Annotated in this window: 23 protein-coding genes and 1 pseudogene; 15 read left to right on the top strand and 9 right to left on the bottom strand. The window is 65.8% G+C overall.

Features of this window, described 5'->3' with window-relative positions:
• Positions 1-60: 60 nt before the first annotated feature.
• From QW881_RS19795 to QW881_RS19785, 3 genes are all read left to right on the top strand, one after another.
• On the top strand, positions 61-1,236 hold the full coding sequence (locus tag QW881_RS19795) for a patatin-like phospholipase family protein (protein ID WP_315753353.1): 1,176 nt from the start codon (positions 61-63) through the stop codon (positions 1,234-1,236).
• A gap of 4 nt (positions 1,237-1,240) precedes the next feature.
• Complete coding sequence (locus QW881_RS19790) at positions 1,241-2,032, top strand: 3-hydroxybutyrate dehydrogenase (RefSeq protein ID WP_315753351.1); 792 nt, start codon at positions 1,241-1,243, stop codon at positions 2,030-2,032.
• Between the two features lie 110 nt (positions 2,033-2,142).
• Positions 2,143-2,394, top strand: a complete 252-nt coding sequence (locus tag QW881_RS19785; protein WP_315753349.1) for a SemiSWEET transporter — start codon at positions 2,143-2,145, stop codon at positions 2,392-2,394.
• 13 nt (positions 2,395-2,407) lie between these two features.
• Here the strand turns inward: QW881_RS19785 and QW881_RS19780 are convergent, their stop codons facing one another.
• The 3 genes from QW881_RS19780 to QW881_RS19770 form a co-directional block, all read right to left on the bottom strand.
• Positions 2,408-3,067, bottom strand: coding sequence for a L,D-transpeptidase (locus QW881_RS19780; protein ID WP_315753347.1), 660 nt, complete (start codon positions 3,065-3,067; stop codon positions 2,408-2,410).
• Between the two features lie 175 nt (positions 3,068-3,242).
• Positions 3,243-4,619 (bottom strand): lipopolysaccharide biosynthesis protein, encoded by a 1,377-nt coding sequence (locus tag QW881_RS19775; protein ID WP_315753345.1) that lies wholly within the window; start codon positions 4,617-4,619, stop codon positions 3,243-3,245.
• 111 nt (positions 4,620-4,730) lie between these two features.
• Complete coding sequence (locus tag QW881_RS19770) at positions 4,731-5,570, bottom strand: protein-disulfide reductase DsbD domain-containing protein (protein WP_315753343.1); 840 nt, start codon at positions 5,568-5,570, stop codon at positions 4,731-4,733.
• A 136-nt stretch (positions 5,571-5,706) separates the two neighbouring features.
• Between QW881_RS19770 and QW881_RS19765 the strand changes: the two genes are divergently transcribed.
• A complete protein-coding gene (locus tag QW881_RS19765) occupies positions 5,707-6,357 on the top strand; it encodes a YqgE/AlgH family protein (RefSeq protein WP_315713870.1) in 651 nt (216 codons plus the stop codon).
• A 206-nt stretch (positions 6,358-6,563) separates the two neighbouring features.
• Here QW881_RS19765 and QW881_RS19760 read toward each other — a convergent pair whose 3' ends face one another.
• Both QW881_RS19760 and QW881_RS19755 read right to left on the bottom strand, forming a co-directional pair.
• Positions 6,564-7,451 (bottom strand): TauD/TfdA family dioxygenase, encoded by an 888-nt coding sequence (locus QW881_RS19760; RefSeq protein ID WP_315753341.1) that lies wholly within the window; start codon positions 7,449-7,451, stop codon positions 6,564-6,566.
• A 136-nt stretch (positions 7,452-7,587) separates the two neighbouring features.
• Positions 7,588-8,367, bottom strand: a complete 780-nt coding sequence (locus QW881_RS19755; protein WP_315753339.1) for an SDR family NAD(P)-dependent oxidoreductase — start codon at positions 8,365-8,367, stop codon at positions 7,588-7,590.
• A 136-nt stretch (positions 8,368-8,503) separates the two neighbouring features.
• Here QW881_RS19755 and QW881_RS19750 point away from each other — a divergent pair, with 136 nt between their 5' ends.
• The 3 genes from QW881_RS19750 (at position 8,504) to QW881_RS19740 (ending at position 10,953) form a co-directional block, all read left to right on the top strand.
• Positions 8,504-9,646 (top strand): PQQ-dependent sugar dehydrogenase, encoded by a 1,143-nt coding sequence (locus QW881_RS19750; RefSeq protein ID WP_315753337.1) that lies wholly within the window; start codon positions 8,504-8,506, stop codon positions 9,644-9,646.
• A 126-nt stretch (positions 9,647-9,772) separates the two neighbouring features.
• Positions 9,773-10,507: an SDR family oxidoreductase gene (locus tag QW881_RS19745; protein WP_315753335.1), complete on the top strand. Its 735-nt coding sequence runs from the start codon at positions 9,773-9,775 to the stop codon at positions 10,505-10,507.
• Positions 10,508-10,581: 74 nt separating this feature from the next.
• Positions 10,582-10,953, top strand: a complete 372-nt coding sequence (locus tag QW881_RS19740) for a CsbD family protein (RefSeq protein ID WP_315753333.1) — start codon at positions 10,582-10,584, stop codon at positions 10,951-10,953.
• 133 nt (positions 10,954-11,086) lie between these two features.
• Here the strand turns inward: QW881_RS19740 and QW881_RS19735 are convergent, their stop codons facing one another.
• Entirely contained in the window at positions 11,087-12,835 is a 1,749-nt protein-coding gene (locus tag QW881_RS19735) for a DUF459 domain-containing protein (RefSeq protein ID WP_316158903.1), read from the bottom strand.
• Positions 12,836-12,974: 139 nt separating this feature from the next.
• On the bottom strand, positions 12,975-14,369 hold the full coding sequence (locus QW881_RS19730) for a lytic murein transglycosylase (RefSeq protein WP_316158901.1): 1,395 nt from the start codon (positions 14,367-14,369) through the stop codon (positions 12,975-12,977).
• 219 nt (positions 14,370-14,588) lie between these two features.
• Here QW881_RS19730 and QW881_RS19725 point away from each other — a divergent pair, with 219 nt between their 5' ends.
• On the top strand, positions 14,589-15,470 hold the full coding sequence (locus QW881_RS19725; RefSeq protein ID WP_315734482.1) for a UTP--glucose-1-phosphate uridylyltransferase: 882 nt from the start codon (positions 14,589-14,591) through the stop codon (positions 15,468-15,470).
• A 46-nt stretch (positions 15,471-15,516) separates the two neighbouring features.
• Here the strand turns inward: QW881_RS19725 and QW881_RS19720 are convergent, their stop codons facing one another.
• The gene (locus QW881_RS19720; protein WP_316158900.1) at positions 15,517-17,025 is read right to left on the bottom strand and encodes a diguanylate cyclase; all 1,509 of its coding nucleotides are present in this window, start codon (positions 17,023-17,025) and stop codon (positions 15,517-15,519) included.
• A gap of 142 nt (positions 17,026-17,167) precedes the next feature.
• Between QW881_RS19720 and QW881_RS19715 the strand changes: the two genes are divergently transcribed.
• From QW881_RS19715 to QW881_RS19685, 7 genes and pseudogenes are all read left to right on the top strand, one after another.
• On the top strand, positions 17,168-17,425 hold the full coding sequence (locus tag QW881_RS19715) for a hypothetical protein (protein WP_315734477.1): 258 nt from the start codon (positions 17,168-17,170) through the stop codon (positions 17,423-17,425).
• Between the two features lie 13 nt (positions 17,426-17,438).
• A pseudogene (locus tag QW881_RS19710) lies at positions 17,439-17,794 on the top strand (peptide ABC transporter substrate-binding protein); the annotation flags it as partial.
• A 269-nt stretch (positions 17,795-18,063) separates the two neighbouring features.
• Positions 18,064-19,857: a peptide ABC transporter substrate-binding protein gene (locus tag QW881_RS19705; RefSeq protein WP_316158898.1), complete on the top strand. Its 1,794-nt coding sequence runs from the start codon at positions 18,064-18,066 to the stop codon at positions 19,855-19,857.
• Positions 19,858-19,900: 43 nt separating this feature from the next.
• Positions 19,901-20,860, top strand: a complete 960-nt coding sequence (locus QW881_RS19700) for an ABC transporter permease (RefSeq protein ID WP_315713883.1) — start codon at positions 19,901-19,903, stop codon at positions 20,858-20,860.
• Positions 20,826-21,767, top strand: coding sequence for an ABC transporter permease (locus tag QW881_RS19695; RefSeq protein WP_315734470.1), 942 nt, complete (start codon positions 20,826-20,828; stop codon positions 21,765-21,767). Before QW881_RS19700 ends, QW881_RS19695 begins: the two co-directional genes overlap by 35 nt.
• On the top strand, positions 21,767-22,765 hold the full coding sequence (locus QW881_RS19690) for an ABC transporter ATP-binding protein (RefSeq protein WP_315753321.1): 999 nt from the start codon (positions 21,767-21,769) through the stop codon (positions 22,763-22,765). The genes QW881_RS19695 and QW881_RS19690 overlap by 1 nt, the downstream gene beginning before the upstream one ends.
• Positions 22,765-23,763: a dipeptide ABC transporter ATP-binding protein gene (locus QW881_RS19685; protein ID WP_315753319.1), complete on the top strand. Its 999-nt coding sequence runs from the start codon at positions 22,765-22,767 to the stop codon at positions 23,761-23,763. Before QW881_RS19690 ends, QW881_RS19685 begins: the two co-directional genes overlap by 1 nt.
• Here QW881_RS19685 and QW881_RS19680 read toward each other — a convergent pair.
• Positions 23,664-24,236 carry a PilZ domain-containing protein gene (locus QW881_RS19680; protein WP_316158897.1) on the bottom strand — a complete coding sequence of 191 codons (573 nt, stop codon included), beginning with the start codon at positions 24,234-24,236 and terminating at the stop codon, positions 23,664-23,666. The genes QW881_RS19685 and QW881_RS19680 overlap by 100 nt on opposite strands.
• Positions 24,237-24,289 lie beyond the last annotated feature (53 nt).

The raw sequence follows: 24,289 nt of genomic DNA, 5'->3' as shown, positions 1-24,289 counted from the left end.
GATTGACGTCACCGCGAAGTGACGCCACGGTGGCGCCTTGCTTTGCTAATGACCGCAGTAATGACGCAACATCCATTTCCCCCGCTGCCTGCAACCCCCAGCGAATCGCAACGTGTCCTCGTCCTGCAGGGCGGCGGCGCGCTCGGCTCCTATCAGGCCGGCGCCTATCAGGCGCTGTGTCATTTCGATTTCGAGCCGGAATGGGTCGCCGGTATCTCGATCGGCGCCATCAACGCCGCGATCATCGCCGGCAACGACCGGGACAAACGCATCGGCCGTCTCAAGGAATTCTGGGAGATGGTGTCGTCGCCGGTGCCGTGGAAGCCGCTGCTCAATGGCGATCGTCACCGCTCGGCCTTCAATGAGGTCAGTGCCGGGCTGATCGCTGCCTTCGGCGTGCCCGGCTTCTTCACGCCGCGCTTTCCGCCGGCGCCGCTGTGGCCGTCCGGCACCCCGCAATCGGTCAGCTATTACGACACCGCGCCGCTCAAGCGGACCCTGGAGCGACTCGTCGATTTCGACCGCATCAACGATCTGAAGACACGCCTCTCCGTCGGCGCCGTCGGCGTCACCACCGGCAATTTCACCTATTTCGACAATGTCGAATTCAAGAAGCAGGGCAAGCGGATCGGACCCGAGCACATCATGGCCTCGGGCGCGCTGCCGCCCGGCTTCCCGCCGGTCGAGATCGACGGCGAGCATTATTGGGACGGCGGCATCGCCTCCAATACGCCGCTGGACTACGTTCTCGACACCGAGACCGATCGTGATCTCCTGATCTTCCAGGTCGATCTGTTCTCTGCACGTGGCGATCTGCCGAGGACGCTGCTGGAGGCTGCCGAGCGCGAGAAGGACATCCGCTATTCCAGCCGGACGCGGATGAACACCGACAAGAACCGCATGATCCACAACACGCGCAAAGCGCTGCGCGAGCTCTATGCCAGGCTACCGGACGAGCTGCGCAACGATCCGTCGCTCGAGATCCTGTGCAAGGCAGCACAGGAGAACACCGTCACGGTGGTGCACCTGATCTACCGCAGCAAGAGCTACGAGACCTCGTCGAAGGACTACGACTTCTCCCATGTTGCGATGGTCGAGCATTGGGAGGCGGGCGTGCGCGACGTCCACCAGTCGATGCGCCACAAGGACTGGCTGGAGCGGCCGCAGTCCGGCGAGACCATGGTCACCTACGATCTCACGCAGGACGGCAGTCTCGCTGCCGCCAAGAAGGAGTGAAGCAATGACGACGAATCTGAAGGGCAAGACCGCAGTCGTGACCGGCTCGACCAGTGGCATCGGGCTCGCTTATGCCCGCGCCTTCGCGTCCGCCGGCGCCAACGTCGTTCTCAACGGCTTCGGCGCGCCAGATGACATCGAGAAGGAGCGTGCGGCGATCGAGAGCGACTTCAAGATCAAGGCCGTGCACTCGCCGGCCGACATGAGCAAGCCGGCCGAGATCGCCGGCATGATCGCGCTCGGCGAGACCACGTTCGGCTCGGTCGACATCCTCGTCAACAATGCCGGCATCCAGTTCGTCTCGCCGGTCGAGGATTTTCCGCCGGAGAAGTGGGAGCAGATCATCGCGATCAATCTGTCGTCCGCGTTCTACGGCATCCGCGCCGCGGTGCCCGGCATGAAGAAGCGCGGCTGGGGCCGCATCATCAACACCGCCTCGGCACACTCGCTGGTCGCATCTCCGTTCAAGTCGGCCTATGTCTCGGCCAAGCACGGCATCGCCGGCCTCACCAAGACCGTGGCGCTCGAGCTCGCGACCTTCAAGATCACCTGCAACTGCATCTCGCCGGGCTATGTCTGGACGCCGCTGGTGGAGAAGCAGATTCCGGATACCATGAAGGCGCGCAACCTCACCAAGGAGCAGGTCATCAACGATGTGCTGCTGGCGGCGCAGCCGACCAAGGAGTTCGTGACCTCCGAGCAGGTCGCGGCGCTGGCGCTGTTCCTCTGTGGCGACGATGCGGCGCAGATCACCGGCTCCAACCTCTCGATCGACGGCGGCTGGACGGCGGCGTAACGATCGCAGGAGCGCTGAACAAGGCACCAGTTTCGCGCCGAGGCGGGTTTCGCTTCGGCGCGGTCCATTCTACAAGCGTGCGTTCCACGACCAGCGCACGGACTTTCATCTTGCTGACCACCATCATCGGCCTCGGCGCCGCCGTCTGCACCACGAGCTCGTTCCTGCCGCAGGTCATCAAGGCCTGGCGGTCGCGCTCGACCCACGACATCTCGATGGGCATGTTCGTGCTGCAGACCACCGGCAACTCGATGTGGCTGCTCTACGGCGCGCTGATCAGCGACCTGCCGCTGGTCGTCGCCAACGCGATCACGCTGGGCTTGGTGGCCGCGATCCTCGGCCTGAAGCTGCGCTACGGCTAGGGGACTCAGCCGATCAGCTGCGGCGCGCGAACACGCTCGCGGTGGTGGACGCGACGCTCTGGCCCGGCGGCAGCACGACCACGGTCGATCCGAGCTGGACGTGATTGTAGAGGTCGGCGACGTCGGTGTTGGTCATGCGGATGCAGCCGGATGAGATCGCCTGGCCGATATATTCGGGCTGGTTGGTGCCGTGGATGCGGTACAGGGTGTCCTTGTTGCCCTCGTAGAGATAGATCGCGCGGGCGCCGAGCGGATTGGCCGGGCCGCCGGCGACGCGCTTCGGATACGGCCCGAGGCGCGCCTGGATGTCGGCGGTTGGAATCCAGTCCGGCCATTCGGCGAGCTTGCCGACCGTGGCGACGCCGGAGAAGGCCATCGCCTCCTCGCCAACGGCGACGCCGTAGCGGATCGCCTTGCGGTCGGGCAGCACGTAGTACAGGAACCGCGCATCGGTATCGACGACGATCGTGCCCGGCTGTTCCTGCCGGGTGTATTCGACGATGTGGCGCTGGAACTGTTGCGGGATCTGCGCCTCGGCATAGGGGGCGTGCGCAAGCAACTGGCGGTCGCGCGGCGTCAACGCCGCATCGGTCGATGGCGACAGCGTCGCTTCCATGCAGCCGGCCAGCATCAGGGTTCCGGCCAGCGAGAGTGCGACCCCCAGTCTCGACATCTCATTCTCCCCCAGCGCGCATTCAAATCATGTGCCCGGAGGATCGCGCCAATATCAAGGCGTTGCACCCAACACTTGCGTGATCGCCGCGCGAGACGAGGTGTGGCGGCACCGCGCCCGCAGTTCCGCCAAGGCGAGGCCAAGATGACGCAACAGATGCGTCAACTTGGTTCCCTCAAGATGCCTTGCCGAAGGCGAGGACGTGCAGCCCGAGCCGCTGCTTGACGATGCGGAACAGCAGCACGGTCTCGAAGGCCAGCGACAGCGAGGTCGCGGCCGCGGCGCCGTAGCCGCCGAACTGCGGAACCAGCAGGATGCACAGCACGAGGTTCATGACGAAGGCCGCCGCATAGGCCATGGCGCAGGCGCGCTGTTGGCCCAGCATGTTCAACAGTCGCTCCACCGGACCGATCGCCGACCGCACGACGAGGCCGATCGCGGCGATGAACATGATGTCGTAGCCGGCGGTGAACTGCGCGCCGAACAGAAACAGCAGCGGCTTGCCGAGCGCGAGCAGCACCAGGGTCGCCGCGAGCGACGGCCAGAATGTCCACTTGATCGCATGCGCGACATAGGCCGACAGCCGCGCTTTGTCGCCGAGCGCGTGGTACTCGGCGAAGCGATGCGCCGTCGTCGCCGACATCGCGTAGTGGATGAACGACACCAGCGCGAGCGTCTTCACCACAGCGAAATAGATCCCGACCTCCTCCGAGGAGCGGAATTGCTGCAGCACCAGCACGTCGGTGTAGGACAACAGCAGATAGAAGCTCTCGACCAAGAGGATCGGCAGCGAGATCGCGAGCCAGCCGCGGAGATCATATTGTCTGGGGCCCGGCTCGATGTGGCGGCCGAGCCTATGGTTCAGCACCAGCATCTGGCCGAGCATCGCGAGCCACACTGCGGCCGCGCTCGCGGCCATCGCCGCGGTCGCGCCGAGATCGAGGCCGAGCACGAAGGCGCCCGCCGTGAAGCCGATGATCAGCGTCTGGCGGATGATGAATTGCGGCATCAGCCCGAGCGTCATCCAGTCGTGCGAGCGGGCGATGCCGTCCTGGGTGTTGGCGACGACGAAGGCGGGAAGGGTCAGGCAGCCGAGATAGAGCGGCATGCGCTCGCCGGCGTCGATCCACGGCGACAGCAGCGCGATCAGGCCTGCAAGCAGCAGCGCCGCTGCAGTGGACGTCGCCAGCGTCAGCCAGCGTCCGCCGGAGAGGAAGCCGCGCAGCAGCGCCTGCTGGCCCGCGGTGCGGTAGTCCGGAATGATCTTCTGCGCTGAGGAGGCGATGCCGACATCCAGCATGCTGCCGAGCAGCAGCACCCAGGTCCAGACATAGACGTAGGTGCCGTAGTCCGAGCCGCCCATCCAGCGCGCGAGCAGGATCTGGCTGAGATAGGCGAGGCCCGCGCTGAGCACGCGGATCAGGAAGATGGTGCCGGCCAGGCGGCGCGTCAGCGACGCCTCGCCGCTGCCGCCGAGCGCGGTCAGGCGCGCCTTCAGCCGGCCTGCGAGGCCGGTCGATGCGGGGGCGTTGCGGGCATCCATCACGGCCACGGCGGGGTCCGGCTCCACGGCCGCGCGGATGGCGGCGATGGTCCTCCCTATCAACGCAACGTTAAGATTGAGTTGGACCGGCCCCGCCTCGCTCGCCCGGCGCAGCCGCCGTCAGGGCAGATTGAAGTTGAACTCGTAGGCCCTGTCGGGGCCGACCAGCGTGAATTTCAGGGCCGCGCCGTCCGGCTTCACGCCGGGCGGGACGCCGTCGAGCTCGAAAGCGAAGCGCTTGATACCCGGCATGCCGCTGTCGCGCACGGTCGGAATCGGCAGCGCCCAGTCCGGCGTCGGCCCCTCGACATAGAGCTGGACACTGCGCGGATCGGCGACGGCCACGTCGACGATGACGTCCTTCTGACCGTCGCGCTTGACGTCGCGGATCGTCAAGGGATTGGCATCGCCGACTGTGGCCGGCTTCGGCACAGTGTCGAGGGCCGCCGAGAGCGCCGTATCCTCGGTGCTGGCGACGCTGGTGAAGGCGAGCTCGGCCTTCGCTTCGACGGGAATGCAGATCTTCTCGCAGACCGCGTAGCTGATGTCGGCGCGCAGGGTCATCGGCTTGTCGGCGTTCTTGGCGACGATGCGCAGCGGCAGCACGACCTGATCATGATAGCCGAGCGAGTGTCCGCCGGCGCCGTCGTCGAACTTTGTCGGCGCGGGCCACAGAACCGTCACCGCTTCGACGTTCTCCGACTTGGAAAAGTCGAACCGCGGCGGCACGCCTGAATCGCCGGGCGTTCGCCAATAGGTCTTCCATCCCGGCTGCAGCGCAAGGGCGATGCCGCCCAGCATGACCGGACCGCTGCGCGAGCCCGCGAGCAGGCGCACCGCGGAGTGGCTGTCGCGCTGCCAGGGCGAGGAATCCTGCGCCTGCGCACCGAACGCAAGGCAGGATGATACGACGGTCGCGACGAGCAGTGTGGCAGAGTGGTGAGGAACCAAGGCGGACATGAGACGTCTTTAGAGTGCGGTTCGGGCGCAAACCATTGAAATGCTTGTGAGCAGATTTCCTCGCGAGGACCTGAACCTTGATTGACAGATGCGCATCCCAATATCAGGATATCAATGATCATGAGAGTCCTTGCGGATGAATCCTGAGGCAAAAAGGCTGGGCGACATTCGCCGCAAAGTGACAGGGATCGGGGATCACACCTCTCACGGTGGTTACCTCGACGGCCAGCTGCTGGTTGCCATGCCCGTGATGGGCGATTCCCGTTTCGAGCGCTCGGTGATCTATCTCTGCGCGCACTCGGCCGAGGGCGCCATGGGTATCATGGTGAACCGGCCGGCGGGCAGCATCGACTTCCCTCAGCTGTTGATGCAACTGAATATCATCGAGAAGAGCGATCAGATCAGCCTGCCCGACAGCGCCGAGACGATGAAGGTGCTGAGCGGCGGCCCGGTCGATACCGGACGCGGCTTCGTGCTGCATTCGAGCGACTACTTCATCGCCAACGCGACCTTGAAGATCAACGACGGCGTCTGCCTGACGACGACGATCGACATCCTCAAGGCGATCGCCAAGGGCGACGGTCCGAAGCACGCCATCCTCGCCCTCGGCTATGCCGGCTGGCGCGCCGGCCAGCTGGAGGAAGAGATCCAGGACAATGGCTGGCTGCATTGCGACGCCGATCCGGAGTTGATCTTCGGCGACAATGTCGACGCCAAATACGATCTTGCGCTGCGCAAGATCGGCATCGATCCCGGCATGCTGTCCAACGCCGCCGGGCACGCATAGGCCTTATCGTCCGGTTGGAGCCCCCGCGCTCGCTGGGATCAGAGAAGACTCTCGATGGGGCGCTCTGCCTCTACACCGTCATTGCGAGCGCAGCGTAGCAATCCGGAATGTCCACCGCGGATGCAGTCTGGATTGCCTCTGCGCTTCGCTGCTCGCAATGACGACATGGGGAGGGATGATGCCGCGCATCTCTGCTGAAGTCAGAACTACTCCGCCGCCTGCTGCGCCACCGTCGGCTCGGTGCCGGCCACGGTGGCGCGGCGCATGTCGCGCGGTTGCGACTGATCGTAGCGGCGCACGCGGTGCATGGTCTGCCTGTTGTCCCACATGATCAGATCGTGCAGCGTCCATTTGTGGACGTAGACGAACTCGGGCTGTGTGGCATGCTCGGTGAGGTCGCGCAACAGCAGTCGCCCTTCCGGCATGCTCATGCCGAGCACGGCGCCGGCATGCGACGACAGATACAGCGACTTGCGGCCGTGCGCGGGATGGGTGCGGACCAGCCGCTGCCTGACCGGCTTGAACATCTCCTTCTCCTCGTCGGTGTAGTCGAGGAAGCCGAGCGAGCCGCGCGAATACATCAGCGAATGTTCGCAGACGAGATCCTCGATCTCGTCCTTGGTGTCCTGGTCGAGCGCGTCATAGGCGGCGCGCATGTCGGCGAATTCGGTGTTGCCGCCCTTCGGGTTCACGATTCGCGCCGACAGGATCGAGTACTTCGCCGGGATCGGCCGGAACGAGCTGTCGGAGTGCCACAGGCAGTTGCCGAGATTGAACAGATGCGTGCGATGGTCTGATGGCAGCGGCTTGCCATCCTTGCCGAGATTGGAGACGTCGTTGAGGCCGGTGGTGAGGCGGTAATCCTCCTTCTTGGTGACCGTGCCGCCGCGCGCCTGCTCGCGGTCGCCGAAACTGAGCGCAAAGGCGAGCTGCTGCTCGTCGGTGACGTCCTGATCGTGAAATACGAGAACGGCGTAGTGGTCGATCGCGGCCTGCAATTGCGCGACCTCGTCCCGAGCGAGAGGCTTGCGCAGATCGACACCGGACACTTCGCCGACGAAATGCGGATGCAGCTGCCGGATGGCGATCGCCATGGTGTCCTCCTCGCGTCCTCATGACGGCGGACTCCTGTCCGCTTCTTCTGAGCGACGAGGCTACGCCGGCGATGCGCGAAGTCAACGCAAGGCACGGAGCGCCGCCCGCACGGCTGTCATGCCGGCGCGTCAGACGTCATGCATTGCGGGCCATCAGCCCGCCGTCCACCGGGATCACCGCTCCGGTGACGAACGAGGCGGCCGGCAGGCACAGGCTCAAGGTCATGTGCGCGACTTCTTCGGGATCGCCATAGCGGCCAAGCGCGGTGCGGCGCCGCGCATAGACCGCCTTCTGCTCGTCGGGAATGCGCGCGGTCATCGCCGTGGTGATCGGGCCCGGACAGATGCAGTTGACGGTGATGCGATCGCGGCCGAGCTCAACCGCGAGCGAGCGCGTCAATCCGGTCACCCCGGCCTTTGCAGCCGAATAGGCGCTGTGCAGCGCCGTTGCGCCGAGCGCCTCGGTCGAGGCGATGTTGACGATGCGCGGGCTGGATGAGCGGCGCAGATGCGGCAGCGCGGCGCGGATGACGCGCTGCTGCGCCGTCAGCATGATCGCAAGCCCTCTCGCCCAGGCCTCGTCGTAAGCCTCGTCGTCGATCGCGACACGGACCGAGATGCCGGCATTGTTGACGAGGATGTCGAGCCCGCCGAAATGCGCCGCGGCTTCGCCGACGACGGCGCTGATGACGTCGCGGTCGGCGAGGTCGAGCCGCCATGCACGCGCTGTTCCGCCGCAGGCCAGGATATCCGCCGCCACGGCGCCGGCCCCGTCCTCATCGATATCGGTGACTGCGACGCTGGCGCCTTCATCGGCGAACACGCGCGCGGTCGCGCGCCCCATCCCCGACGCCGCGCCGGTGATCAGGACGGTCAATCCCTTGACCGAGCGGCTGAGTTGCCTGTGCTGGTGCATATTTGCGGCTCACGGAAAAATGCGCATCGCATGCGCGCCGTCGGGATTATCACTGATCGGACGCATTCGGTAGGCACTCATCCGGCGTGGCCGAATTTGCGTTGCCTACGACAGCGATCAACAAACCGGAGTGATCATGGCGCTCTCCAAGATCTTCATGCGCTTGGCGTTGGTGGTGGGACTGATCGCAACCACGGCAGCGCATGCCGACGGCATCAATGCCGGCGGCCGCAAGGCCAGCGCGTTGCGGCCGTTCGACGCGCGGAGCGTTGCCGAGTTCGATACGCCCTGGGCCATCGCCTTCCTGCCCGATGGGCGGATGCTGGTCACGGAGAAGCCGGGTCGGATCTTTCTGGTCACGCAAGGTGGGAAGAAGATCCAGATCGGCAACGTGCCCGCGGTCGCTGCGCGCGGACAGAACGGTCTCTTGGACATCGCGGTGTCGCCGAGCTTCGCGACGACGTCGCAGATCTATCTCACCTACACCGAGCCGAGCGCAGAGGGCAGCCGGCTCGTACTGACCCGCGCCGTGCTGTCGTTTGCGAACGATAGCGCCACGCTGACCGACCGCACTGTGATCTGGCGCCAGACGCCGGCCGGCGGCGGCGGGCAGCCCGGCGGCATCGTCGTGTTCGATCCCTCGGGAGCGCATCTGTTCCTGACCGTCGGCGACCGCATGCAGCCGAACAACGCCCAGGATCCGCGGCAGGCGCGCGGCAAGGTGCTCAGGCTCAATCTCGACGGCGCGACGCCGTCGGACAATCCCATGGCGGAGGACAAGGGCGTGCCGGCGCAGACATGGACCACCGGCCACCGCAATCCCTACGGGCTCGCCTTCGCGCCCAATGGCAGGCTCTGGCTGCACGAGATGGGACCGCGCGGCGGCGACGAGCTGAACCTGATCGAGCCCGGCAAGAACTACGGCTGGCCGCTGGTGTCGAACGGCGACAATTACGACGGCACGCCGATCCCGCGTCATGCGACGCGGCCGGACCTCACGTCGCCGCCGCTCTATTGGGATCCCGTGATCGCGCCGGCCGGCCTGGTCTTCTATGACGGTCCGTTGTTTCCGCAATGGAAGGGATCGGCGCTGATCGGGGGCTTGCGGGTTCACGCGCTGGTCCGCGTCGCCTTCCGGCCCGATGGTCAGCCGGACGAGGCCGAGCGCTGGGACATGGGCGAGCGCATCCGCGATGTCGCCGTGGCGCCGGACGGCGCCGTCTGGGTGATCGAGGACAGCTCGCCCGGCCGTCTCCTGCGGCTGACGCCGATGAAGTAGCTGCGCAGCGGCATCCGATGATGCGAACAGTGCTGATGCAGGTGTCGCATCAGCCGCGAGGCCGTTGACAGCGTCCGCGCCGATCCCCACACACTCCGACAAACAACAACAGAGGGAGGAGGGGAGATGAATGCGCTCGATTTCACGGGACGCTCGGTGCTGGTGATCGGCGGCTCGAGCGGCATCGGCAACGGCATTGCGCAGGCGTTTCGCGCGCAGGGCGCGCGCGTCGATATCAGCGGCACGCGGCCGGGTGCTGCCGATTATGCCTCAGACGAGGGCTCCGATCTCGTGGGGTTGAACTACCATCAGCTCGATGTGAGCGATCCCGGCGCGATCGAGAGCTTCGCACCGCAACTCGATCGTCTCGACGTGCTCGTGCTGGCGCAAGGCGCGGTGCTCTACCGGCGCGGCGAGTTTGTCATGGACGGCTTCCGCAAGGTGGTCGAGGTCAACCTCATCAGCCTGATGGCCCGTGCGACGAAATTTCACGGCCGGCTGCGCGATGCCAAGGGCGCGCTCATCATCGTCTCGTCGACCGCGGCCTATCATTCCACCATGGGCAACCCGGCCTACAACGCCTCGAAGACCGGTGCGATGGGATTGACGCGAACCCTGGCGGAGGCGTGGGCGGAGGACGGCATCCGCGTCAACGGGATCGCGCCCGGTCTCGTCGACACCAAGATGACCAAGGTGACGACCGCCAATCCGAAGCGCCTCGAGAGCGCGCTGCAGCGCATCCCGCTGCGGCGGTTGGGCACGCCGCAGGACATGGCCGGAGCCGCGCTGTTCCTGGCGTCGCCGCTGTCGTCCTACATCATCGGCCAGACCGTCGTCGTCGACGGCGGCCTGATTTTGTAGTCGTCCGGAACCTGCGCCGTGCTGGCCGGTTAGCAGGCCAGCAATCCCGCACAATGCAGAGAAGGAGAGCGGCAATGGATCAGGATCGGCTGACCGGTACGGCCAAGGATGTCGCAGGCAAGATCGAAGGCGGCGTCGGCGAGATGTTGGGCGACAAGAGCACGCAGGCGTCGGGGCGTGCACGCGAGGCCTCGGGCGTCGTGCAGAACATGTATGGCCAGGCCAAGGACGCGGCGCGCGAGGCCGGCGATGCGGCAATGGATTTCGCCAAGGATACGTTCGGCAGCGGCTCCGAGACGCTCCGTGACGGCACGCAGGCCCTGACCAAGCGGGTTCAGGACAATCCGATAGGTGCACTCTTGGTTGCCGGCGGCATCGGCTTCCTGCTGGCGATGCTGATGCGCTCGCCGAGCCGGTCGCAGCGGCCGCAGCGCTGGCGCTACTGAGCCCGCAAAGACACGCTGACGATCAGATGAACATCGGCCTGCATTCGTTCTCGAATGCGGGCCGATTTGTCATGGTCATCTTCTTCCGGAATGATCCGCGTCGATCGCCCTCAGCACCGAAATGCGGTCACGATCAGCGGCCCTGGGTCTCCAGCGCTGCTGCCGAGCGGCCGACCAATCCTGGCGGCCGCGGCGGCGCGTTCGGATTGCGCGCGGCGGGCGGCCGCGCCGGTTGCTGTTGCTGCTGAGGCGCGCCGAAGCCAAAGAAGTCGCGGACGCCCTGATTCGGCTGCTGCGTTTGGGCTGGCGGCTGCTGGGCGGGCGCCGCCGGCGTCGTCAGCCGCTTCTGCCTCGGCTGCGGCGGCACCGGTCCCTGCGCGGCCGGAGTTGCTTCCGCCGGCGAGGTCGCGGCCATCGGTGCCTCGGGCCGGGTGAGCTCCTTCGGCGGCTCCTTGGCCTGCTCGCGCCCAACCTCGCGGCGGGGCCAGGCGAAATCGTCGGCGCGGCCGGCGGGCGGGCTCAACGCCTCGCCCTTGACCAGGGTCCTGGCCGCCAGCGCATCGACCGCCGCAGGTCGGGAGCCGGGGCCGCCCAGCAACTGGTCGGTGCCGACGGATGACGCCACCAGCGGCAGGATCGGGCCGGCGACCGGCCGCGGCGCCGGCTGGCCGGGCACGGCATTGGCGTCCGGCGTCGCCGGCTCGTTCGGCAATTCGAGCGGCGCGGAACGGGCCGCGAGCAGCCGGTTGATCTCACGCTCGGCATAGTGGGCGAGCTTGCGTGCGCCCGGCTTGGTGAAATAGACGCCGTCATAGGAGCGCAGCTGCCGGATCTGGCCTTCGAAGTCCGGCCCCTTCTGCAGGAAGCGGCCGGCCTCGTCGACAAAGCCGTCCCAGACGTCGACATAGGTGATGCCGGCCTTGCCGGCCGCATCGCGATACAGCGAGTCGAGGAACAACGTGTCCGCCGTGCCCTTGGGACCGCGAACCGCGGGCAGGCCGACCCAGAGCACGGGCACGCCCTTGCTCTTGGCGATCGCGATCATCTCCTCGATCTTCTTCGTGTAGAGCTCGACCCAGCGCTCGTCCCGGAACTCATAGAGGCCGCCCGGCGAGCGGGCGGCCTTCTCCGGTGCCGCGACCGCAGGCGTGTCGTTGTCGGCCTCGTCCTGCGGCAGATCGGTATCGGCAGCCTTGTCGTCGGGCTTGGCCGCCGTGTCGGCCTTGCCATCCGGCTTGGCTTCGCCCGGCTTGGCCTCACCGGGCTTTGTCTCACCAGGCTTGGCCTTGGCATCCTTCTTGGCCTTGTCGCCCTTCTTGTCGTCGGGCTTCTCGGTCTTCTCCATCGCGGGCTCGCGCAGCGAGATGCGGTCGTTGAGGCCGAGCATGATGACGATGGCGTCGGCGCGCTCGGTCGCCAGGATGCCCTTGGCGGCGGCGGCCCAGTCGGCCGGCTCGCCCTTGGGCTGGTACTTGATGAGGCCCGAAGTGGTCCTGATCTTGCGGGTCACGCCCATGTCGGGCTGCTCGGAATAGGCCTCTTCCAGGCCATAGGCGAGCCAGTCGGCCATGGCGTCGCCGAGCACCAGCACATAGCGGTCCGGCGCGCCGTCACGCTTCTCCGGCGGCGGCGCCTTGGAATAGTCCTGGATCACCCTCTTCGGCTGTTGCTGCGGGAACGGAGCAAAGAAGTCGCCGCCGAACCAACCTCCGCCACCTCCACCGCCGCGCGGCGCCGGGCGGGGCGAGGCGAACGGGTTGAAGTTGAAGAACTGGGCCGAGGCGGGGCCAGCGATGCCGACGAGCATGGCGATGACGACCGCCAGCACGACCAGCGGGCCGGGCTCGTTCAACAGCTTGAGGATGGACTTCAGCTTTGACATTCGCACCCGTCGCGCGGCGAGATCGTGACGATTCATATAATAGGACGCGAATCAGGCCGCAAACGGGCATTCACCGGATGGTGTTGATGGCACCGGTAATCGCCCCACACGGTTACCGGCAGGGCAGATTGGGCTGTGATCAGCGCGCCCGCAGCCGTTCGAGCACGTCCGAGGTGGCAAATCCGTCCGCCGGTGCCCCGATCGAGGCCTGGAAGTTCCGCAGCGCCTCGCGCGTCTGGCCACCGAACTGGCCGTCCGGCGTTCCGCGGTAAAATCCGCGCTCGGCGAGCAATTGCTGCAGCTCGAGCCGCTCGCCGCGCGACAGCGTCCGCTCCTCGCGCGGCCAGGCCTGAACGAACGGCGGTCCGCCCCGCAGACGGTCGGCGAAGTGGCCGATCGCCAGCGCATAGGCTTCCGCCGGGTTGTATTTCATGATGACGCGGAAGTTCTGCAGCATCAGGAAGCCGGGGCCCTGGGCGCCGGCCGGCGCCAGCAGATAGGCCTTTTCGGCGCTGGCCGGGAACGGCTGACCGTTGGCTCGCCGCAGGCCGAGCTGTTCCCACTGGCCGAAGCTCATGCTCTTGGCGCGGTCAGCGAGCATGTAGTTGAAGCCCTGGGGCACCACGACCTCGTAGCCCCAGCTCTGGCCGCTCTGCCAGCCGTCCTTCTTCAGATTGTTGGCGGTCGAGGCGATCAGGTCGGCCGGATTGTCGACGACGTCGCGGCGGCCATCGCCGTCGGCATCGACGGCGAAGCGCTTGAACGCGGTCGGCATGAACTGGGTCGGGCCGAAGGCGCCTGCCCACGAGCCGCGCATCTGCTCGGGGCGCAAATCGCCGCGATTGAGGATCTCCAGGGCGGAGAGGAACTCATCCTTGAAATAGGCTTGGCGGCGGCCGATGCAGGCGAGCGTCGCGGTCGACTGAAGCACGCTGCGGTCGCCGATCTGGGTCGAGTAGTTGGACTCGATGCCCCAGATCGAAGCGATAATGTAACGGTCGACGCCATAGGCGCGCTCGGCCGCATCGAACTGCGGCTTGTACGTCGCCAGCACCTCGCGGCCCTTCGCCAGCCGGCTGTCGTTCACCAGGATGTCGAGATAGTCCCAGATCGACTTGGTGAATTCGGGCTGCGCGTCGAGCAGGTCCATGATGCGCAGGTCCGGCGACAGGCCGGCGGTGAAGCGTTGGAAATTGTCCTGCGTGATGTTGCGCCGTGCGGCATCTGGCCACATGCCGGCGACGCAATTGTCGAAATTGCCGGCGGCTTCGCGGATCGCGGCCGCCGTCATCAGCGGATGGCCGGAGGCGCCGTCCTCGCCGCTCCACGGCTGCGGCCCGCCGGTGGCGGGGGGCTGGTTGGGGGCGGGGTTGCCATTGGTCAGGGGGCCCGTGAACAGGCCATCGAGAAAGTTCAGCGGCCCGCCGCCGGATTGCGCGACAGCGGAACCAGACACCACCGTCAACGCCGTGACCAGAATCGCCGCGCCAGCACCGGCCTTCAGAGCTGTCAGCATCACGTTCCGTCGCATCATGTCTCGATCCAGATCGCATGGAAGATCGGCCTCCACGAGGCCCGGTCCTGCTTAACGGGAGATTAACAAGGTTAACGATTTCCGCAGCGAAATTTAGCCGTTCGGTCCGTGTCGAGCGGAACACTGGACCCAACATCCGCCTTTGTTCTCGGCTGCAAACGAGCTACCTAAAATGCGATCGATTTCGCATTCATATCGCCACAAGGTCTAGTCATCCCCATGAAGATCCGCAAAGCCGTTTTTCCGGTCGCCGGTCTCGGCACCCGCGTCCTTCCCGCCACCAAAGCGATGCCGAAGGAAATGCTGACGATCGTCGACAGGCCGCTCATCCAATACGTTTTCGACGAAGCCAAGGAGGCGGGCATCGAGCATTTCGTATTCGTGACCGGGCGCAACAAGACCGCGATCGAGGATCATTTCGACCGCATGTACGAGCTCGACGCGACGCTCGCGGCGCGCGGCAAGAAGACCGAGATCGAGATCCTGGCGCGCGACCAGCCGGAGGCCGGCGCGGTCAGCTTCACCCGTCAGCAGGCGCCGCTCGGCCTCGGCCATGCCGTGTGGTGCGCGCGCGACATCGTCGGTGACGAGCCGTTCGCGGTGGTGCTGCCGGACGAGCTGGTGCTGAACTCGCCGGGGTGCCTGGCGCAGATGATCGCGGCGGCGAGCAAGCTGCCGGAGAAGAGCAACGTGCTGGCGGTGCAGGAAGTGCCCGCCGACCAGACCCATCAATACGGCATCTGCGGCGTCGGCAAGCGCGACGGCAAGATCTTCGAGGTCGACGGCATGGTCGAGAAGCCGGCCAAGGGCACCGCGCCGTCGAACTTCTCGATCACCGGGCGCTACATCCTGCAGCCGGAGATCTTCCAGATCCTGGCGACGCAGGAGCGCGGCGCCGGCGGCGAGATCCAGCTTACCGATGCGATGATCGGATTGTCGAAGACACAGAAATTCTATGGCGTGGATTTCGACGGCGAGCGGCATGATTGCGGCTCGAAGTCCGGCTTCCTGCGCGCCAACATCGCCTTCGGCATGGCGCGGGCCGATCTGCGCGATGGCCTGCGCGAGGACATGAAGCGCTATCTCGAAGGCAAGGGCTGAGGCCAAGCCGGCGAGAAATGCCGCGCCTTCGAGGCGGTTGGCGGCATCACGCCGCCAGCGAGGCCGCGGGTGACGGGTGACGCACCGCTGCGCTGGCGCAGCGGTTACGGCCGGCGGCCTTGGCCATGTAGAGGGCGCGGTCGGCGGCGTTCAGCAGGCCGGTCCAATCGGTGTCGCGCGACGGCGTGACGCTGGCGGCGCCGATGCTGATCGAGGTGGTGCACGCTTCTCCCGCCCACAGCTTGACCTTGCTGCGGATCGTCTCCGCGACGCGCAGCGCATCCGCTTCCGAGGTCCCCGGCAGCAGCACCGCGAACTCCTCGCCGCCATAACGCGCGGCGCAGTCGCCGGCGCGCCGCACCGAATCGGAGATGCACACGGCAATGCCGACCAGCACCTGATCGCCGGCTTGGTGCCCATGGGTGTCGTTGTAGCTCTTGAAGTGATCGGCATCGATCATCAGCAACCCCAGCGGCGCGCCGGTGCGCTGCGCCCGCCACCATTCGAGCTCGATCGTCTCGTCGAACTTGCGCCGATTCTTCAGGCCCGTCAGCGGATCCGTGGTCGCGAGCTGCTCCAGCCTGGATTCGATCTTCACCCGGAGCTGGATCTCGCGCGCGGCGACCTGCGTCGCGGCCAGGACGAACACGATCAGCGCCAGCATCATCGCCCCGATCTCTCCAGCCTCATTGCGCCAGTATGCGTAGACGCTGTCCCACGACTTGCTGGCGATCACGACCAGCGGCTCATTGCCGTTGCGCCAGACCAGGAGCCGCGGCAGATCGTCCGGTGCGCCATAGCTGCTCGACCAGCCGGACGGCTCGGTGAGCGCGCGGGTCACGGCCGGCGCCCGCGCCAGATTGCGGCCGATCGCGGCGGGATCGAACGGCGCGCCGACGACGACGGTGCCGTCGCGCCGGAGCACCGTGATGTTGTCGCCCGCCCCAAGCGTGAGCCGTGCGAACAGGTCGCGGAAATAGCCGAGGCGGATCGAGCCGGCGACGACGCCGGCGAAGCGTCCGTCCGGCGTCGAGATGCGGCGGCTGAGAACGATGGAATATTGGCCATGATGCTGGGCGGGCCGCCCGACATAGAGTCCGGTGTCGGGCCGGTCGCGATGTACCTGGAAGAAATCGGCGTCGCTGCGGTCCTCCGGCAGCGGGTCGAGCGTCGACGACTCGAGCGACAGCCGTCCGCGGGCATCGAACACCTGGATGGTGCCGAAATTCTTCGCGGTGGACGAACGGTCGAACAGGATCAGTTGGCGGACCGGCTTGCTGACCTCGTTGATTTCGGGCAGCAACATGTTGCTGGCCACCGCCCGCAGCGAGAGATCGTAGAGCTCGACGTTGCGGCTGATGTCGGCGCCGATGCTGGCGGCCATGTTCTCCAGCGCCTGCCGGGCGCGGACCTCCTCGCTCCGGCGCAGGTCGATCATGACGCTGGCGCAGATGGCGGAGAAGCCGATGATGGTCGAGATGGAGCAGGTGATCAGCGTGCGCGCCGAGACCCGCCAAGGCTGCGACGCCCGGCCCGTTCGGCGTTTCCAGCGCATCGGATCGTCCCGTCCCCGTGGAGTCCCGTCCGTAGACTGACGGATAAAGCCGAAGTAACGCATGTTAGGTTAACGAGTCGTTGCGTTCGCCGCGCCTGTCGTCAAGGCGGCCGCACACGCGCTGGTACGATGGAGTCGAGACTTGCCGGACTATGATGCGCTTCGAGACTATCTCAAGCGGCAGACCCGCCCCGAGCTGGTGCTCAGCCTCGACGAGATCGAGGAGTTGATCGGCGACAGCCTGCCGCGCGCCGCGCAGCGCGCCTCGTGGTGGGACAGCCTGCGGAGCCCGCAGGAGAAAATGCCGCAGCGCGAGGCCTGCCTGGCGGCAGGCTATGTCGCGACCCGGCTGCCGGATGGCAAGGGCGTCCGCTTCCGCAAGCTGAAGCCGGAGCGCTGAGCTGCATCCGTGCGCCGGCTGGAAGGAGGGCGCGAGCGGCATTCGCGAGAAGGGCGGCAAGCCGTTCAAGCTCGTAGTCCAGACCTCCACCAACGCCCGCGGCAGAAGAACCAGGCTATCGTCAAGCAGGCCCGCCAGAAGGCGGGCATCGAGCTTGAGCCGAAGTCGGTGACGGGCTCGGTGTTCTTCTCCAGCGACGTCGCCAATTCCGACACCTACACGCACGTCTACTGCGACATGGAAATGCTGATGATCACGATGGCGTCGCCGGGTACGGGCGGCAGCGGCATCCGCAAAGGTTTGTAGAGCCATTCCTCGGAATGGGACAACGACCTCTGGCAGTTGCCGAACTGGTGTCGCGAGAGCTGAGCGCACATCGAGAGCGTTCATGCCGAAGCAGAACATTCCGGTGTGTGGCGACCGTCGCTAGCGACGTAGTTCCATTTTCCGGGATGTGACTCGCAGTCAATCTTTCCGCATCTGCGAAGTGCGACAATCGATCCGTTCTTTATTGCGGAATTGGCCCGGATTCTGCTTTGACAGTCGCTTCGAAGGCTGATCCAATTTTATGCAGTTCCCGATCGATGCAAGACGGGGACGCGTTTTTTGGCATTCAGCACCACCTTGGAGTCGATTGAATGAACGAGCGTGACCTCCGTAGCCAGATCGCTGATGTCAAAGCAGGGCGCCTGTCACGGCGCGAATTTGTGCAGCGGATGATTGCCGTGGGGCTGACCGCGCCGATGGCCGGCGCGATGCTCGCCCATTCCGGCGTCGCCGTGGCCGCCCAAGCCATCGCCTACAAGCCGACCAAGGCCGGTGGTGGCGGACCGCTCAAGCTGCTGCTCTGGCAGGCGCCGACGCTGCTCAATCCGCATTTCGCCATCGGCACCAAGGACCAGGAGGCCAGCCGCCTGTTCTACGAACCGCTGGCCGGATGGGACAAGGAGGGCAACCTTGTTCCGATCCTCGCAGCCGAAATTCCGAGCAAGGAGAATGGCGGTCTTGCCGCCGACGGCCTCTCTGTCACGTGGAAGCTGAAGCCCGGCGTGAAATGGCACGACGGCAAGCCGTTCACGGCCGACGACGTCGTCTTCAACTGGGAATACGCCAACAACCCCGAGACCTCGGCGGTCTCGATCGGCAGCTACAAGAACGTCAAGTCGATCGAGAAGATCGACGATCTGACCGTGAAGCTGATCTTTCCGCAGCCGACGCCATTCTGGGCCGATGCCTTCGTCGCCTCGTTCGGCTGCATCATCCCCAAGCATCACTTTGCGGATTATATCGGCGCGAAGTCGCGCGAGGCGCCGGCGAACCTGAAGCCGGTCGGTACCGGTCCCTACATGTTCGTGGACTTCAAGCCGGGCGACACCGTCGCCGGCAAGCGCTTCCCGGACTATCACGTGCCGACGCAGCCCTATTTCGACACGGTCGAGATCAAGGGCGGCGGCGATGCCGTCTCTGCTGCGCGCGCGGTGCTGCAGACCGGTGAATACGACTACGCCTACAATCTGCAGGTCGAGGACGAGATCCTGACCAAGCTCGAGGCGGGCGGCCAGGGCAAGACCGAGCTGACGCTGACCGGCAACATCGAATATATCGGCCTCAACGTCACCGATCCCAATGTCGAGGTCGACGGCGAGCGCGCCAGCCTGAAGACCAAGCACCCGCTGTTCTCCGATCCCGAGGTGCGCAAGGCGATCAATCTGCTGATCGACCGTGCGTCGGTGCAGAAGTTCATCTATGGACGCGCCGGCGTCGCGACGCCGAACTTCCTCAACAACCCCGAGCGCTTCCGCTCCAAGAACAATACTTTCGAGTTCTCGATCGAAAAGGCCAGCCAGATCCTCGATGCGGCCGGCTGGAAGAAGGGCGCCTCCGGCATCCGCGAGAAGGACGGCAAGCCGCTCAAATTCGTGTTCCAGACCTCGATCAACGGCCCGCGCCAGAAGAACCAGGCGATCATCAAGCAGGCGTTCCAGAAGGCCGGCATCGAGGTTGAGCTGAAGTCGGTGGTCGCGTCGGTGTTCTTCTCCTCGGACGTCGCGAACCCCGACACCTACTCGCATTTCTACTGCGACATGCAGATGTATCAGACCACGATGCCGCAGGCGGATCCGCAGTTCTTCATGAACCAGTTCGTGTCCACCGAGGCCGCGACCAAGGAGAACAAGTGGCAGGGCCGCAACATCTGCCGCTGGCAGAACAAGGAGTATGACGAGACCTACAAGCTGGCCCAGAGCGAGCTCGATCCGGTCAAGCGCGCCGCGCACTTCATCAAGCTCAACGACCTCGTCGTGCGCGACAACTACGTCCTGCCGGAGATCAACCGGCTCAATGCGATCGGCGTGAAGAACGGCATGGTGCTGTACAAGAGCGGCTGGGACAACGATCTGGCGTTCATCGCCACTTGGTATCGGGCGAGCTGACGCGCGGCCAGCATGACCAGCCAGACATCGTAGGGGTGGAGCGATGGGAAACTATCTTCTCAGGCGCCTCATCGTCGCTGTGCCGAGCCTGCTCGGCATCAGTCTCATTCTGTTCGTGCTGCTCGCGCTGGCACCGGGCGATCCGTTCGGCGAGCTCGCGAGCAATCCGAACGTGCCGCCCGAGGTGCGCGAGGCGCTGCGCATCAAGTTCGGGATGAACGATCCCGTGCTGTTGCGCTATGTCCACTGGCTGGTCGCCATGTTCCAGGGCGACTGGGGCTTCTCCTTCGCCAGCCGCGTCAATGTCGACACGCTGATCCTGCAGCGGATACCGACCACGCTCTACGTGGTCGGCACCGCGCAGATCCTGGCGCTGGCGGTGGCGCTGCCGGTGGGCGTGCTCGCGGCGCGGCGGCCCTATTCGATCTTCGACCAGATCGCCAACACCTTCGCCTTCATCGGCTTCTCGCTGCCCACCTTCTTCACCGGCCTGCTGCTGATCCTGATCTTCAGCGTCAATCTCGGCTGGCTGCCGTTCGTCTATCGCGCCGACCTGCAGGCGACCGGCTGGCAATGGTGGTGGGAGAGCATCAAGCAGGCGATCATGCCGGTCATGGTGCTCGGCCTCTATCAGGCGGCGTCCTACACCCGCTATGTTCGTTCGGCCGTGCTCGACGTCATCAAGCTCGACTACGTCACGACCGCGCGTTCCAAGGGCCTCGACGAGCGCAAGGTGATCGTCAAGCACGTCGTGCGCAACGCGCTGATCCCGGTGGTGACTCTGGTGGCGCTGCAGATGCCGACCGTGTTCGGCGGCGCCATCGTGACTGAGCAGATCTTCCGCATTCCCGGCATCGGCTCGCTCCTGATCAGCGCGATCCTCGCCAACGATACGCCGGTCATCATGGCGGTGACCTTCGTGTTCGCCTGCCTCGTCGTCCTCTTCAACCTCATCGCAGACATTCTGTATGGCTGGCTTGACCCACGCATCTCCTTCCGTTGAGACGGCGCCGGTCGCCGCATCGCCCAAACGGCGTTTCTCGCCGGGCCGCGACGCGCTCCGCCGCTTCCTCCGTCACCGCCTCGCGGCCGCGAGCATCGTCGTGCTGCTGCTGCTCGCGCTCTCGATCCTGCTCGGCCCGTGGCTGTGGCGGATTCCGATCAACGAGATCGACTTCACGGCACGCCTCGCGCCGCCGTCCTGGGAGCATCCGTTCGGCACGGACGATCTCGGCCAGGATCTGCTGGCGCGCATGATCTATGGCGGCCGCATCTCGCTCGCGGTCGGCTTTGCCGCGATGGGCGTGGCGCTGTTCGTCGGCATTCTCGTCGGTGCGATCGCCGGCTCGGCCAAGGGACCGGTGGATGCCGCGCTGATGTGGCTGACCGATCTGTTTCTGTCGCTGCCGCAACTGCCGCTGCTGCTCCTGATCATCTATTTGTTCCGCGACTTCCTGAAGGGTTGGCTCGGCCCGGAAGGCGGCGTCTTCGTGCTCATCGTGCTCGTGATCGGCGGCTTTCGCTGGATGCATGTGGCGCGTCTGGTCCGCGCCCAGTTCCTGTCGCTGCGCGAGAAGGAATTCGTCGAGGCCGCGCGCGCGCTCGGAGCCTCCAACGCCCGTCTCGTCGTCCGCCACATCCTGCCGAACGCGCTGGGGCCGGTGATCGTCGCCGGCACCATCGACGTCGCGGCCGCGATCATCGCGGAATCGACGCTGTCGTTCCTCGGTCTCGGCTTCCCGCCGGACATTCCGACCTGGGGCCGGCTGCTGTTCGACGCCAAGGACTATCTCGACATCGCGCCGCATTGGGCGCTGTTCGCCGGCGGCGCGATCTTCCTTACCGTGATCGCGATCAACTTCATCGGCGATGGCCTGCGCGATGCGCTCGATCCGCGGAAGGTGATGTGATGGATGCCCGCGTAGCTCCGCTCCTCGAGATCAAGGGGCTGAAGACCTATTTCAACAGCGACGAGGGCGAGGTCCAGGCCGTCGACGGCGTCGACATCTCGATCGGCAGCGGCGAGACCCTGTGCGTGGTCGGCGAGTCCGGCTCCGGCAAGACCGTGACGGCCATGTCGGTGCTGAAGCTGATCGCGATGCCGCCCGGCCGCATCGCTGGCGGCCAGATCCTGTGGCGGGGCCGTGACCTGGTGCCGCTCGGCTCGTCCGAGATGAACAAGATCCGCGCCAGCGAGATCGCGATCGTGTTCCAGGAGCCGATGACCTCGCTCAACCCGGTCTACACAGTCGGCGACCAGATCGCCGAGGTGATCCGGCTGCACCAGGGCCTGTCGAAGAAGGCGGCGATGGATCGGGCGGCCGAGATGCTGGCGCTGGTGCAGATCCCCAATCCGAAAGCCCGCGTGAACGACTATCCGCATCATTTCTCTGGCGGCATGCGCCAGCGCGTGATGATTGCGATGGCGCTGTCGTGCAATCCCAAGCTCCTGATCGCCGACGAGCCGACCACCGCGCTCGACGTCACGATCCAGGCGCAGATCCTCGATCTGCTGCTCGATATGAAGGAGCGGCTCGGCATGTCGATCATGCTGATCACCCACGCGATGGGCGTGGTGGCCGAGGTCGCCCAGCGCGTCGTGGTGATGTATGCAGGCAGGGTGGCCGAGGAGGCGCCGGTCGATCGCCTGTTCGCCAATCCGCGCCATCCCTATACCCAGGGCCTGATCCGCTCGATCCCGCGTATCGATCTCGCGGCGGTCAGGAAGAGCCGGCTGGAGAGCATCCCCGGCAGCGTGCCGAAGCTGGTCAATCCGCCGGAGGGCTGCCGCTTCGCTTCCCGCTGCCGCTTCGCCATTCCCGATTGCAAGCGCGCGCAGCCGGAGCTGCGCGAGATCGAGCCCGGCCACAAGGTGGCGTGCATCCGCGCCGAAGAGACGTTGCTGTGATGACCGAAGCTGCGATTGCCACGCCCGCCGCCCCCGCGCCGCTGCTCAGCGTGCGCAACCTGACCAAGGCGTTTCCGATCCGGGGCGGGCTTCTGAAGCGCCAGATCGGCAGCGTGCGGGCTGTCGACGGCGTCAACTTCCACATCGAGCCGAGCGAGACCTTCGGCCTCGTCGGCGAGTCCGGCTGCGGCAAGTCGACCACCGGGCGCTGCGTCCTCAGGCTGATCGAGCCGAGCTCGGGCGAGCTGAGCTTCGAGGGCAAGGACGTCATCGCGCTGTCCGGCGACAGGCTGCGCGCGTTGCGCCGCGACATCCAGATCATCTTCCAGGATCCCTATGCCTCGCTCAACCCGCGCATGACCATCGGCGCCATCATCGGCGAGGCGCTGACGATCCATGGGCTGGCGACCTCACGCCAGCAATATGAGGCGCGCATCGTTCATCTCCTGGAGACCGTCGGCCTGCAAGCCGACCACATGACCCGCTATCCGCATGAATTCTCCGGCGGCCAGCGCCAGCGCATCGGCATTGCGCGGGCCATCGCGGTCGAGCCCAAGCTGATCATCTGCGACGAGCCGGTATCGGCGCTCGACGTGTCGATCCAGGCCCAGGTCATCAACCTGCTCGAGGATCTGCAGCAGAAGTTCGGCATCGCCTATCTGTTCGTCGCCCACGACCTCTCGGTCGTCGAGCACATCAGCCGCCGCGTCGCGGTGATGTATCTTGGCCGCATCGTCGAGACCGCGCCGTCGCGCCAGCTCTATTCGACGCCGAAGCATCCCTACACCGAGGCGCTGCTGTCGGCTGTGCCGATCCCGGATCCGAGCGTCAAGCGCAAGCGCGTCCGGCTCAAGGGCGAGGTGCCGAGCCCGATCAATCCACCATCGGGCTGTCACTTTCACACCCGCTGCCCGATCGCCAAGGACGTCTGCAGCAAGGAAGTGCCGCCATTGAAGGCAAGCGCCGAGGGGCATCTCGTCGCCTGCCATTTCCGTTGAGGGCGGGGGTCGGCGCGTTGCGCCGCCTGACGGTCCGAGACCAGCGCCGTCAGCCGCACCGATTGCTCCGGGTTCAGTGCGAACTGGACCAACACGGTGCGGTCGCCGACGCGGGTCACGGTCCCCGGCAGATCGGACACCATGCCGGTGATGGCAAGCGTCACCGACGTGTTCATCGTCAGACGAACCGGAACGGCTTCGAGCAGCGCCCCGCCGAGCGAGAGGTTGCGCACGGTGACAGGGATCGCTTCGCCATTCACCTGCAGCGTGCCCTGGCGGTTGATGTTGAGCCGCGTCGACAGCCGGCGATCGACGTCGGCAGTCGAGGTCCGGATCACCCGCACCAGTTCGGTGCGCAGTCGCTGCACCTTGTCGGCGACAACAGTCGAGCCGTCGCGGATGTCGGTCGAGCGCCGGCCGGCCTCGCTGGCCTCGCGAGAGACCTCAACTGAGCCATGGGGCGGTCCGGACATGTGAGGAATCTAGATGCGAGCCATTTTAAGGATTCGCAGTTGATGCCCGGTTA

This window comes from Bradyrhizobium sp. SZCCHNS3016, from assembly GCF_032484535.1.
Lineage (GTDB): Bacteria > Pseudomonadota > Alphaproteobacteria > Rhizobiales > Xanthobacteraceae > Bradyrhizobium.
Note: the sequence above shows the minus strand (reverse complement) of the source record. Positions and strands in the feature narration are given on the sequence as shown.